This window comes from Pedobacter sp. GW821-FHT01D05, assembly GCF_059422505.1.
The window spans coordinates 431099-444899 of record NZ_JBWKXA010000001.1 but is presented as its reverse complement, the minus strand read 5'-3'; the positions used below and the strand labels follow the sequence as shown (position 1 = coordinate 444899).

The following is a 13801-nucleotide window of genomic DNA, read 5'->3' as shown; positions in this document are numbered from 1 at the left end:
TTAATTTATTGTAAATACTCTAATGCGTCCTCAACAGTGTTAACCGGCAACTGGCATACTTTATTTCGGCAAATATAAACTTTTGTTTCATTGCTTTGCTTACCTTTTAACAGCGGTAGGTTACTTTTTGTTCCGCCCAATGTAATTTTGTTCGGAATATAATGTCCGCTTAATGCTAATTTAATACTATCGCTTTCTAAACCGGTAATGGCAATTTCGTTTATGCCGTAAATTTCGTTTAACAGTTGAATCGCCCAATTTGAGTAGGCAGAACCGTAACTTTTAATCTTTGGCTGAACCGCCGCAAGCATTTCTGATGCTTTTTCGGTATATTGTTCAATATCGAAAAGCAAACCCAATTGCTGTAAATTCTGCGCCATGGTAGAATTTGAAGCCGGGATCACATTATCCATTACTTCATGTTTACGGGCAATTAAATCTTCGCTTTCAGCCGAAGTATAGAAAAACATCGGCGAATCCGTATCCGTAAAATTAGAAATTACATAATCGGTCAATGATTTTGCCTCTTCTAACCATTTTTCATCAAAATCAGCTTCGTACAGGGCAATCAGAGCTTCAATAAAGAAGGCATAATCATCTAAGAAGCCCGTAATAGACGCCTTTCCGTTTTTATAATTACGGTATAAGCCACCGTTTTCTGATTTTAAGTGGTTTAGGATAAAACTGGCCGCAGCTGATGCTCTTTCGTAATATGGTTTATGATTTAATACCGCTGCAGCATCAGCCAGGGCTTTAATCATCATACCATTCCAGGCAGTTAAACATTTATCATCCAAGCCTGGTCTGATTCTTTTGCTACGTACAGCCATTAATTTTGTTTTGGCTGAGTTTACTTTGTCATAAAGCTGCTCTGCATCAATATCAAATTTTGCAAGCAGATCGTCATCGCTGATGGTTTTGCGCAAAATATTGGTTTGTTCTTCTTCCCAATTCCCCTCTTCGGTAACATTGTAATAAGCGCCGATTAATTGGGCATCTTCGCCCAAAACCTGATCGAATTCTGCTTTATCCCACACATAAAACTTACCCTCTACTCCTTCGCTATCTGCATCTAATGCCGAATAAAACAATCCATCTGCTGAAGTCATCTCTTCAAAAACCCAATTTATTGTTTCAACGACAGTTTGTTTAAAGGAATCGAATTTGGTACACTGATAGGCTTCAGCGTATAAACTGATGAGCTGAGCGTTATCGTAAAGCATTTTTTCGAAATGTGGCACATGCCATTTATCATCAACAGAATAACGGGCAAAACCGCCGCCAATCTGATCGTAAATGCCGCCTCGGCTCATTTCTTCGAGCGTGTGGCAAACCGCTGTAAAAACAGACTCATCATCTTTTAAAAAGCTGTAGCGCAATAAAAAGACCCAGTTATTGGGCAAAGGAAATTTTGGTGCACGGTTATAACCTCCGTAACTGATATCGAAATGGCGTTTCCATGGATCGATAATTTCAGTTAAATGTTCATGGGTATATGCTTCTGCTTTTACTGCGGGGATTATCTTTTCGCTGTCTTTGATGCCCGAGGTTAACCGTTCGGCATATTGGATAGCCTTATCGGGTTCATTCGCCCAAAGCGCGGCAACATTTTCCAGAATATTGATCCAATCGTTTTTCCTGAAATAGGTTCCACCATAAATTGGACGCTGATCGGGCAAACAGATACAATTTAAGGGCCAGCCCCCACTACCTGTCATGAGTTGGATGGCATACATATAAATCTGATCAATATCCGGCCGCTCCTCACGGTCTACCTTAATGCAGATAAAATGACGGTTCATCACCTCAGCCACTTCATGATTCTCGAAACTTTCGCGTTCCATTACATGGCACCAATGGCAGGCCGAATAGCCTATACTGACCAATATGAGTTTATTTTCCGTTTTTGCCTTTTCCAATGCTTCTGTTCCCCATTCGTACCAATTAACAGGATTATGGGCATGTTGCAACAAATATGGTGAAGAAGCATAGATTAAATTATTAGTTTCAGACATGACAGGTTATGTAAAATGTAAGCGGGAAAAAGGAATTTTAATTTGAGGCGTAAATCTATTAATAATCTACAAACCTGTTTCTATTTAGTTTTTGTTTTTATACTTTAGTTGGAAATCTATACGATGAATGGAATTGATGAGTTATTTAATCGAAATATGACGTATTGCGTCACGAATTGAGTTATACACATTATCGGCTTCTATCCCGATTTGCAAACCTTACACCCTTTACCTTCTACCCTCAACCTTAAAACCATGAAAATTACCCATACCGAAATATACCGCTTTAGCATCCCAATGGAACCTTTTGTTATTGCTACTGGAACCATGCATTTTGCCCAGAATGTATTAGTGAGGATTTTTACCGATACAGGTATTCACGGCATTGGAGAATGTTCTGCTTTCCCGATGATTGTAGGCGAAACGCAGGAAACCTGTATTGCTATGGCTAAAGACTTCGCCGCCATTTTAAAGGGTAAAAATCCCTTAGAAATTCCGGAACGGATGAACGATTTATTGGGTTATGCCGATCATAACAATACCATTAAAAGTGCTTTCGACATGGCATTATTTGATATTGCAGCCAAAAATGCAAAATTACCATTGTATAAATTTCTTGGTGGAACCAAACGCAGCATTGAAACCGATATGACCATTGGTATCGATACACCAGAGGGAATGGCTGTAACCGCATTGAAATATAAAAGCCAGGGTTGCCGCATCCTAAAAATTAAGCTGGGCAAAAAGGTACACGATGATATAGAAAGGGTTAAACACATCCGTGAAGCAGTAGGTGAAGATTTGATTTTACGCCTGGATGCGAATCAGGGCTGGAGTTTCGATGATGCTTTATTTGCATTGGGCGAATTGGACAAATACAATATTGAATTTTGTGAACAGCCCATGCGAACCTGGTATGATGATAAATTACCAGAACTGAATGTAAATTCGCCGATTAAGCTCATGGCCGACGAAAGCTGTTACAACCATCATGATGCCCGTAAACTGATCAATAGCCAGTCTACAAGCTATTTAAACATTAAATTTTCAAAATCCGGAGGCATTTTAGAAGCGCAAAAAATCCATGAAGAAGCTTTACAACGCGGCGTAAAATGTATGATTGGGAGTATGCTCGAAACCAGAATTGCGTTGAGTGCCAACCTACATTTTGCATTGGCCAGTCCGAATATTGAATTTTTTGACTTAGATACTGCACTATTGGGACACCTGGTTGACCCAGTTGTGGGTGGCTTAACTTATAACGGTTATTTTCTTGATGTTCCCGAAGAAATTGGTATCGGTGCAGAGGCTGATGAATTTTTCTTAGCGGAATGTGAAAGCTGGACGGTTTAGTTCATTGGTTTTGCCATATGATGTCAAATGCTCTGGAACAACCTATTTAAGCAATTACAAGATTGTAAAAATCACATACAATAGATCCTGAAACAAGTTCAGGATGACGGTAAGCGGGGTATATGACTAATGTACTAATGACCAATGAACTAATGACTAATGACTAATGACTAATGAACTAATAACCGATCCAACGCCAAACTATCGCCATTAAACGCATTAAAATCAACCACATGGCCGATGCCGTTAATTTTGGCTTTATCAGAGTGCTGCCAAAATTTCCAGCGGCTTTTATCCATTCTCAGCTTTGGTTGATAATAATGGGCAATCCACAAAGGATAATCATCAAAATGATCGACTAAATAATCTTCATAAAATTTAAGTCCGGTATAAACAATCGGCCTAACTTTGGTTTTCATTTCTACATAATTGAGAAAATCGGACAGTTCTGCCCTCATTTTCAAAGGAGAAACGCCATCCAGCGATTCGATATCCACAACTGGTGGTAAATCCCCTTTCTCAATATTTACCACTTGCAGGAAAAATTTAGCCTGTGTTTTGCCGTCCTTTTTTGGTCTGAAAAAGTGATAGGCGCCACAAATAATTCCCGCTTTTGGGGCTTCACGCCAATTGCGTTGAAAATAAGGATCAACCAACATTAATCCTTCTGTTGCTTTGATAAAGGCAAAACGGATACTAACCTCATCCTCTTTCATTTCCTTTACTTTTTTCCAGTTTATTTTGCCCTGATAGTAGGAAACGTCGATACCGTGAACGGTATATTTTTTGGGGATTTTGATGTTGAAACTTTCGTAGGTTCTGTAGTTCGGGTCTTGCCCCCAATCTTTAACCCAGCGCCAGGTAGCCACAAAACTTCTTAAAACATAACCGTAGTAAAATGGAGAGAGCAAAATCAACAATAAACCTGCAATAACCAATTTAAGTTGAACCGAAACACCCTGCTTCTTTTTTCTGCCTGCTGTGGGTTTTCTGGCTACAGGTTTCCTAACAGCAGGTTTTCTGGTAACAGGGCTTTTGTTTATTGGGGTTCTTTTCTCTGGCGGCATTTGATCGGTTTCCGGATGCAAATTTGTGAAAAATTATGGGATATTCTTTGCTCATATTTTTTAACCTAACAAACGGATATTGAATTCAGATGATTAAATAATATCTGGCTTTTGGTATTTTTACTGCATCTAAATACAGCATGTTCAAACTTATTTTTAACACCTATAAAACATCATTCAGCGGATTAAGCAGAGAAACCTGGTTATTGAGCTTTGTAATCCTGTTCAACAGATTCGGAAGTATGTCAGTTCCGTTTATGGGGCTGTTTGTTATTGAAAGTTTGCATAGATCGGAAATGGATGCAGCCCTTATCATCACCTTGTTCGGTGTCGGTGCAGTTCTTGGCTCTGCGACAGGCGGTAAATTGACCGACATGATCGGTTTTCGGCCTGTGCAGGTCTTATCTTCCATAATAAGCGGCTTACTATTTATTCTATTTTCAACAATATCTCACTTTCAAACCCTCTGCATTTTAGCTGTTGTAATTAGTTTTTTTTCAGAAGCTTTCCGACCAGCCAATTTTACGGCTATCGCTCATTATGCTGCCGCTGGTACCACCACTAGATCATACTCTTTAAATCGTTTGGCTACCAATATGGGCTGGTCTTTCGGAAGTAGTTTTGCTGGCATAATTGTCAAAATAAGCTATAGGTCTCTATTTATTGTAGAAGGAATTGTGAGTATCATTGTAGGCATATTGATTCTTTCATTTTTACCACAGATAAAAGGTTTCATCAAAAAAGCGAAAGAAAATGCCAGTAATATGGTAATTATGAAACCATGGAAAGATATTTTTTATGTAAAATTCATCCTCCTTACTACTGTTTTTATTACCTGCGCCTTCTTAATGTTCAGGATTGTGCCGGTATTTTTCAAACAGCAATGGCATATTGATGAATTTGCCATCGGCATTATAATCGGTATCAATGGAGCTGTAATCGCCCTGTTCGAGATGGTGATGATCAATAAAATTGAAGCCAAAAGATCGCCCATGTTTTTCATACTCCTCGGTGCAGTTCTATTTTCAATTTCTTATGTTATTTTAAGTGCTCCAATAAGTTTCCATATCGTAATGGCCGTGCTAACCATTATTACTTTTACTATCGGGGAAATGCTTTCGTTACCTTTTATAAATACCATTGTAATTAGCAGGAGCAATGAGCACAACAGGGGTTTATATGCGGCAGGTTATACGTTGAGTTGGTCGTGCGCGCAGGTTGTTGGCCCATTGTTTGGATTCTTTATTGCTAAAAATTTAGGTTATAACTGGCTTTGGATAGGGCTTGCCGCAATGCTTTTACTATGCACCTGGGGGTTTAACACACTGAATAAAAAGCAAACAAAAACTGTTTTACAAAAAAGTGAAGCGCAGCTGGAAATTGAATAAAACCTCCAGCCGAACAGCAATTATTTTACTTTCTGGGCTTTTACACCCTCATTTGTAATTTTTACAGGAAGAATGTTACCATCTGTATCAAACTTCATTTCATCAATACAGGTAACTCGATGATTGCCATCAGTTTCGCTCAAGGGGCGACGGTGGTAAACAATGTAATATTGTCCTTTTTTCTCGTTGATAATTACGGAGTGATGGCCTGCGCCCGTAGCAATGGCGGCATCTTGCTTTAATATTTTACCAATCCGCTTAAACGGACCGAATGGCGAATCGCCAACGGCATAAGCTACTGAGTAATCGGGACCAGTCCATCCGCCTTCGCTCCACATAAAATAATATTTACCATTTCTGATGAACATATATGGCCCTTCTACGTAATTATCAGGTGTAATTTCTTTAAAAGTTGTACCATCTTCAAAAGGTAAAAAACCGGTAAAATCTTTATTTAACTTTGCAATATTGCAGTGTTTCCAGCCACCATAAATTAAATAATACTGACCATCTTTATCTTTAAATACAAACTGATCAATAGGTTGGGCGCCATTGTAAAATTTATCAACCAAAGGTTTCCCTAAATGATCTTTATATGGCCCTTCTGGCTTGTCGGCAACAGCTACGCCGATTCCACCAATTTCTTTATCACTCTGAATATCGTTAGCACCAAAAAACAGGTAATATTTCTTGTCTTTTTGAACAATTGCTGGCGCCCACATGGCTTTATTGGCCCATTTTACAGCAGCAGTATCTAAAATATGCGGGTGTTTATTCCATTTCACCAAATCATCTGAAGAAAAGGCATCTAAAAACACCTGTTCTTTATACCTAGCAGAATAAGTGGGGTAAACCCAATATTTGTTGTTAAAAATAGCAGCATCAGGGTCTGCATACCAACCTTGAAATATTGGATTTCCAGATTGCTTAATCGTTTTAGTATCTTGAGCTAAAGAAGTCAGTCCAGATAAAAGTAAAAGAGATGAGAATAGATATTTCATGGCAGCAATTTAGAAAAAAATCCCTTGTAAAAAAATTAGTCCATTAGTTTAAACACAATTATAAAAAGTAAAAGCGCGAGGCTGTTTAAAGATGGGTACGGTCTTCGACTATGCTACCATTGACAGAATCCATAGAAAGGTCGTCATTGCAATGACGATTCCTCACAGCCTATTACTCCAAAAAAAATCCTAGGTCATCTATATTGATTTTTATGCAATAAATTATCCTTCAGACAGACGACACTTATGCTTAACTTAATGACATTGGAACCGTACTCAGTTAAATAAACCCGACAAAGCTAAATAGCCCGGAATGGAGTGCAGCGAAATGAGGACTATAAGCGATGGCGGGACTGCAGCACCTATGAAATACTAACCATTCATTTCAAAAAAAACCTGTCTAATAAAATTAAACAGGGATGGTCTTCGACTCCGCTCAGACTGACAATAAAGGTCAAACTTATTTAGTTGTTTTGAAAAGCAAAACCTGTAGCAGCTGGGGTAAAGCAGCCCTGCCCTCTGTTTCAAATCCTCGACCTCATGCTTCGGCTTTCGGTTTTTACACTACGGTCAGATTTAGGTTGCAAGGTCTGTGATCCTATTTAAGGTTTTTATAGCGGATGCATGAACGGCCTTTGCTTCGAAGAACCGCCCGCTGTTAAATAAACCCGACAGTAGCGGGCATCCCGATTTTTTCATCGGGATAAAGCGAATGGCGGGAAGCAGCACCTATGAAATACAGAACGCTCATTTACAAAAAAATCGTCACCTCGACTGAAGTTTGGCGAAATGGAGAGATCTGCTGAAAATAGATTTCTCGACTGCGTTGCACTCCGCTCGAAATGACGATCTGTTGGGTCAGAACGGATAAATTAAATCAAGCTTATTTGCTCAGTTCTGCGAAATATTTATGGAATAACGGCAAAGTCTCTATTCCTTTATAATAATTGTAAATATCATATTTCTCATTCGGAGAGTGTAAAGCATCGCTATCTAAACCGAAGCCAAAAAGCACCGATTTAATACCCAGTACATCTTCAAATAAGGCCACGATAGGAATACTACCACCACCACGGGTTGGAATGGCCTTTTTACCAAAACTATCTTCAATTGCTTTTTCGGCCGCCTGGTAAGCAATACTATCAGTTGGGGTTACCACTGGTTCGCCGCCATGGTGAGGCGTAACTTTTACCTTTACATTTTTAGGCGCAATGCTTTCGAAATGTTTGGTAAAAATCTCAGCAATTTCTTCTGAGCTTTGGTGTGGAACCAAACGCATAGAAATTTTTGCATTGGCTTTACTCGGCAATACGGTTTTTGCACCTTCGCCAATGTAACCGCTCCAAATCCCGTTTACTTCTAAAGTTGGGCGGGTACCTGTACGTTCTAAGGTTGAATAACCTTTCTCGCCCCAAACTTCTTCGATATCTAAATCCTTTTTGTATTCAGCTTCGTCGTAAGGTGCAGAATTTAGTGCTTTTTTCTCCTCATCTGTTAACTCAAGCACTTTATCATAAAAGGCAGGGATAGTGATGTGGTTATTTTCATCGTGTAATGAAGCGATCATTTTACAAAGGATAGTGGCTGGATTAGCTACTGCCCCACCGTAAACTCCAGAGTGTAAATCGCGGTTCGGACCAACTACTTCAACTTCCATGTAAGCTAAACCACGCAAACCGGTTTCGATTGACGGATGTTCCATGCTGATCATCGAAGTATCAGAAATTAAGACTACATCAGCCTTTAAACGCTCGGCATTCGCGTTTACAAAAATACCCAGATTTGCAGACCCCACCTCCTCTTCACCTTCGATCATAAATTTAACGTTACAGGCCAAAGTATTGGTTTGCATCATCAGTTCGAATGCTTTTACGTGCATATAAAACTGTCCTTTATCATCGCAAGCACCGCGGGCATAGATTTTACCATCGCGCACTGTTGGCTCAAAAGGTGGTGTATGCCAAAGTTCTAATGGATCTGCCGGCTGAACATCGTAATGACCATATATTAAAACAGTGGGTAAAGAAGCATCTATAATTTTTTCGCCATAAACAATAGGATATCCTGCGGTTGGGCAAATTTCCACCTGATCTGCACCTGCATCCTTTAATTTCTGCGCAACATAATCAGCTGTTTTTAAAACATCGCCCTTGTATTTCGGATCAGCACTTACCGATGGAAAACGCAATAACTCAAACAACTCATCTAAAAAACGTTGTTTGTGCGTTTCTACATAATTTTTAATCTCTTGCATAACAAAATGAATTTGGACAAATATAGGCTTTACCAAATAAAAGGCTCTTAAGCGATTAATAAATTATCCCCATTCCAGCGTATTTTTTTTATAGCCAGACGGTTAATGGATTTATTTTTTTTCAGAACCAAAATCACGGCTCTATTTTTTAAACATAAAATGCGTCTTCCGATAAATACAAAAAAATGATTTAATGTTTGTAAAAAAATATGACACAGCATTAATTATATTTACTTTTTTGTAAATTGCGCCAATAACAGATATCCTTAAATCCTGTACGAAAGAATTTTAACAATGAAGTTTAGCGCAAAAGTATTTCTATCTCTGCTGCTGCTTCTTGTTGTCCGCACTGCTTCCTTAGCTCAAGGAACGCCCCCTACTCGCGTAAGTTGCCCGGAAGCAGCCCAATATTATTCGAAAGACAGTATAAATATTGTAACCTTTGGAGCCAGTACTGTTGAAGGTGTTAAGGGATTGGGTTTCCAAACCATGCTGGAGAACAACTTTTTGAACTGTTATACCAATAAGGTAGTCGATATTACTAACCATGGTATAGGTGGCCAGACTACTTTTCAGGGTTTGCTCAGAATTGATAATGCAATAGCCAATAGAACAGGTTTTATTGTAATTGATATGGGGATTAATGATGCCATTGCAATGACTACGGGCAAAGGAAGTATAGCCGAAAGCGTTGCTAATATGCGCGTATTGATTACGGCAAGCCTTAAACAGAAATTAGTCCCAATTTTATGTACACTCCAGTTTGTTGACGATAGAACCGTTAAAAGTTATGTTGCTGTAAATACCAATATCAGAAACCTAAATACAGCCTACAGAAAATTAGCCACAGAGTATAAAATATATTTAGCGGATGTAAATGCGGCCATGAGGCGCGATTTTTCGCTTTATCAGGATGCATTTCATCCAAATGCACGCGGTTACAGATTGGTGAGTTATGTTATTTTCGATGCCATCAATAAAGCAATTTTTGATAAATTCTTAAAATTTACCGTTACTCAGAATTACCCGAATCCTGCTGCTATGCAAACATTTATTGATATAGTTTTGCCAGAAACGGATAAAATTAACGTACAGATTTACGATTTAATGGGCCGTTTGGTTAAAACAGTGGTGAATGAATACCTTAATACCGGAAAACATACCTTAGAAATTAATACCGCTACATTTGTACCGGGCATTTATTTCTTTAAAATTTCTTCCGATTCCGGTCAGTATAACACAGCAAAAAAGTTTATTGTAGCGAGGTAACAAAAGATTTAAATATTAGTCTATTTATAGATTAATATGTTTTATACCTTTAACCATGACTACTGAGACATTTTTCACCAATGAAGTTATTGATCTCGATCTTCTTCCAAAATACGAAAACATTCAGTTAAGCCGGCCACACTCCGATTATTGGAAAATCATCTGTATTAATCTATTGATCTTTTTTGGCTTACTGGGAATCGCTATTGGTATACTCCTGTTCTTTGTTGATGAAGTAAAACCAAATGCCAAATGGATTATCCCGCTTTATTTAGCTTTATTTGCCCTTTTTTCGATACTCTTTCGCGCCAGTTTTAAGAAACGGGGTTATGCTATCCGCACACATGATGTAATATACAAAAGTGGAATTATTGCCGAATCGACAACAATTGTGCCTTTAAACAGGATTCAGCATATCGAATTAAATGAAGGGATTTTTTCCAGAATATATAAACTGGGATCGTTACAGCTATTTACTGCAGGTGGCCAAACCGGGCATATCCATATTTCGGGGATTGCAATTGATGATGCCAAGCGTATTAGGGATCTGCTTTTAAAAAAACTAGACCTGCTTGATAATCCAACAGCAGCATTAAATGCCGATGAATAACGATTTTAGTAAACCGCAGCGCGAATCGGCCTTTGGTATCATTGTAATGGGTGCGCATACCATGTTAAAAATTGGTAAGGCTAGCTTTTTCTTGTTCATTATTGCCTTTGTAAAGATGTCGAGCACTTCTTTCACCTACCTGATATTAGGCATTTCTGCAATAATCGTATTCAGTTTTATATTTGCTTATTTATGGTATTTAAAATTCACCTTCTTTTTAGATAAAGAAAAGCAGGAATTTGTGGTGAATAAAGGGATATTTAATCGCGATCAGGTAATAATTCAACTCGATAAGATACAGCAGGTTAACATTAACCAGAATATTCTGCAGAAAATTATTGGCGTTTACGGGTTAAAAATCGATACAGCCGGTGCGCATGGAGAAGAAGTAAGCATAAAAGCAATAGACGAAACTTCTGCCTATAACCTTAAAGAACATTTATTAGATAGCAGAACCGTAACTGAAGCACCATCGGAGATTGAACATGAAAACCACAAAACAGCAGAAATACCATTTTTAAGAATAAGTGCCTGGACTTTGTTTAAAGTAGGACTTACCTCTAACTATGGGCAGAGTTTAGCCTTACTTGCTGCTTTTTTTTATACCGTTATTTACGAGGGCAGGCAATTGCTTGATGCTTTTAAAATTAATAAAGATGAAATTCAAAGCACAGTAGCGGGAATGCTCACCATTGTTACGGTTTTCATTTTAATTGCATGCCTTTTAATTGTACTGCTGATTATTAACCTGGTTAGAACCTTTTATAAATATTTCGAGCTAGAAATTAGCGAACATAAAAACACGCTTTTGCTCTCATCGGGACTGATTGCCAAGAAAAACACCTTGATTAGTCCGAATAAAGTCCAGATTACCAAATACAGCCAGAATTACTTTCAGAAAAAGATGAATATGCTGAATATGAGTTTAAAGCAGGCTCATTTTGGTCAAAGTAAAAAAGGGCATGAAATGCAGGGAAACACTTTGGAAATTCCGGGCTGTAACCCTATTGAGCGTGATGAACTGCTAAAAATGATATTGGGCCAAACACCATTAAAAGGAAAAACCTTTATCCCCGACTGGCGTTTTTTAAATTTACCTGTTTTTTTTAAACTCGTTTTACCAGTTGCTATATTCCTTATCATTGCTTTTAATGTCCCCGAGGTGAAGCCTTTTATAGGCATTGCAATCGCTTATTTTGTTATTGGGGTTTTGATGATTTACATCAGCTACCGAAGGTATCGCATTTCCGTAAATCAGGATTTTATCACCAAAACCAGCGGGATTTGGGATATTTCGAATGAGATTGTAACACCAAATAAGATTCAGGCCATTACCACTTTTCAATACCCTTGGCACAAAGGAGTGGATGTTGGTCACCTCACATTACATACAGCTGCAGGTCAGATTCATTTTAAATATGGAAATTATACCGAAATTAAACAGCTGGTAAATTACTGGTTATATCAGGTTGAGCGTAAAAATGAGAATTGGATGTAATTTTAAAGAAAAAAACAATTCATATGAATATCAGGGAACAGATCATTTTAAATGAAGATAGATTATTAACGGCGATACAGCATGGTAATATTGAGGATCTTGATCTGCTTTTGCATGAAGATTTACTTTTTAACCTGCCCAATGGAGTAACCATAACAAAGGCTATCGATATGGAAACTTATACCTCGGGAAATTTGGTTGTAAATTCTATTTTACCTTCTGAACAGCAGATTAATCTGATTAAGGATACTGCGGTTGTTAGTGTGAAAATTGAGCTAAAGGCAGTATATACTTCACAATCCATTGAAGGTATTTTCAGATATTTAAGAGTTTGGAAGTTGTTTGATCAGGAATGGAAAGTAATTGCCGGAAGTTGTGTAGCCATATAAAAATAACAGCTGCCAGGTTTAAATCCAGGCAGCTGCCATCATTCAATTAATTTTGGTATGCCGCAGCAAACTCTTCAGCAAAATCTTTAAGTTTTATGCTACCTAAAGCGGGTCTGTTTTTATAATAATCAACAAAAAGTTTATTGCTTCTGATCGCATCGCCCATTTCTACATAGTTTTTGGCTATTTCTTCAGGTAAACCTGCGCCTACCATTCCGTTAAATGCATCTTCATCGCTAAATTCTATCCATGGTAATGCTGGTTTACCAACTTCAGTACCTAATAATTTTGCCACATCAGCCGGCGTACTTTCATCATCACTGGCAACATACTGTATGGTTTTGCCTGTAAAATTGCTTTCCAATACTTCAGCAGCTACTTCAGCAATATTACGGGGATGCACCAAAACAAGTTTTGCATCAGGACCAAAATTAGATCCCAATATATTTGCATGTTTAACCATATCAATGTTGGCTAAAAAGTTGATATAGAAATAACCAGCACGCAAATGTTTTACAGCTACCCCATTTAATGTGGCAAAAATATTTTCTACATCATGTAACCCAGCAATTGGCCCCGTTCCATCTGGCAGATCTGCACCTACGCTACTTAAATTCACTACTTTTTTAACCCCCGACTCTTTTATGGCAGCCGCATAATTTTCGCCGATACTTCTAATATATGCCCTAAATTTTGGTGCTGCAAAATTTGGCGGAACCATGGTGTAAATAGCCTCAGCCCCGGTAAAAGCATCCTTTAAAAATCCGGTATCGCTTACACTACCAATCAACGGTATTGCACCCAGCGATTTAATTTCTTCGGCCCTACCGATGTTACTGCTAATAATTTTTACTTCATGGCCTTTAGCTACCAATATTTGGGCAAGCGGCTTGGTAATATTCCCTATTGATCCTGTTAATGTGATTTTCATGATTTTTTGTTTTTAAATATTGAATA

General features: G+C 38.2%; 11 protein-coding genes. 6 read left to right on the top strand and 5 right to left on the bottom strand.

Annotated elements, in window-relative coordinates; all coding sequences use genetic code 11:
- Positions 1–5 precede the first annotated feature (5 nt).
- On the bottom strand, positions 6–2015 hold the full coding sequence (locus tag AC07VK_RS01775; RefSeq protein WP_492957914.1) for a thioredoxin domain-containing protein: 2010 nt from the start codon (positions 2013–2015) through the stop codon (positions 6–8).
- A gap of 255 nt (positions 2016–2270) precedes the next feature.
- Here AC07VK_RS01775 and AC07VK_RS01770 point away from each other — a divergent pair, with 255 nt between their 5' ends.
- A complete protein-coding gene (locus tag AC07VK_RS01770) occupies positions 2271–3368 on the top strand; it encodes a mandelate racemase/muconate lactonizing enzyme family protein (RefSeq protein ID WP_492957912.1) in 1098 nt (365 codons plus the stop codon).
- Positions 3369–3538: 170 nt separating this feature from the next.
- Here the strand turns inward: AC07VK_RS01770 and AC07VK_RS01765 are convergent, their stop codons facing one another.
- Positions 3539–4435, bottom strand: a complete 897-nt coding sequence (locus tag AC07VK_RS01765) for a glycoside hydrolase family 25 protein (RefSeq protein ID WP_492957910.1) — start codon at positions 4433–4435, stop codon at positions 3539–3541.
- 140 nt (positions 4436–4575) lie between these two features.
- Between AC07VK_RS01765 and AC07VK_RS01760 the strand changes: the two genes are divergently transcribed.
- A complete protein-coding gene (locus AC07VK_RS01760) occupies positions 4576–5823 on the top strand; it encodes an MFS transporter (protein ID WP_492957908.1) in 1248 nt (415 codons plus the stop codon).
- A gap of 20 nt (positions 5824–5843) precedes the next feature.
- Here the strand turns inward: AC07VK_RS01760 and AC07VK_RS01755 are convergent, their stop codons facing one another.
- The gene (locus AC07VK_RS01755) at positions 5844–6824 is read right to left on the bottom strand and encodes a glycoside hydrolase family 43 protein (RefSeq protein ID WP_492955842.1); all 981 of its coding nucleotides are present in this window, start codon (positions 6822–6824) and stop codon (positions 5844–5846) included.
- Positions 6825–7707: 883 nt separating this feature from the next.
- Complete coding sequence (locus AC07VK_RS01750; protein WP_492955841.1) at positions 7708–9078, bottom strand: dipeptidase; 1371 nt, start codon at positions 9076–9078, stop codon at positions 7708–7710.
- Between the two features lie 294 nt (positions 9079–9372).
- On the opposite strand from AC07VK_RS01750, the gene AC07VK_RS01745 reads away from it, so the two are divergent.
- Genes AC07VK_RS01745 through AC07VK_RS01730 form a run of 4 tightly spaced genes read left to right on the top strand, consistent with a single transcriptional unit; the run spans position 9373 to position 12844 of the window.
- A complete protein-coding gene (locus AC07VK_RS01745) occupies positions 9373–10347 on the top strand; it encodes an SGNH/GDSL hydrolase family protein (protein WP_492957906.1) in 975 nt (324 codons plus the stop codon).
- Between the two features lie 55 nt (positions 10348–10402).
- Entirely contained in the window at positions 10403–10957 is a 555-nt protein-coding gene (locus tag AC07VK_RS01740) for a PH domain-containing protein (RefSeq protein ID WP_492957904.1), read from the top strand.
- Complete coding sequence (locus AC07VK_RS01735; protein WP_492957902.1) at positions 10950–12455, top strand: PH domain-containing protein; 1506 nt, start codon at positions 10950–10952, stop codon at positions 12453–12455. Before AC07VK_RS01740 ends, AC07VK_RS01735 begins: the two co-directional genes overlap by 8 nt.
- A gap of 23 nt (positions 12456–12478) precedes the next feature.
- Positions 12479–12844, top strand: coding sequence for a nuclear transport factor 2 family protein (locus AC07VK_RS01730; RefSeq protein ID WP_492957900.1), 366 nt, complete (start codon positions 12479–12481; stop codon positions 12842–12844).
- A 46-nt stretch (positions 12845–12890) separates the two neighbouring features.
- Here AC07VK_RS01730 and AC07VK_RS01725 read toward each other — a convergent pair whose 3' ends face one another.
- Positions 12891–13775, bottom strand: coding sequence for an NmrA family NAD(P)-binding protein (locus tag AC07VK_RS01725; RefSeq protein ID WP_492957898.1), 885 nt, complete (start codon positions 13773–13775; stop codon positions 12891–12893).
- Positions 13776–13801: the final 26 nt, after the last annotated feature.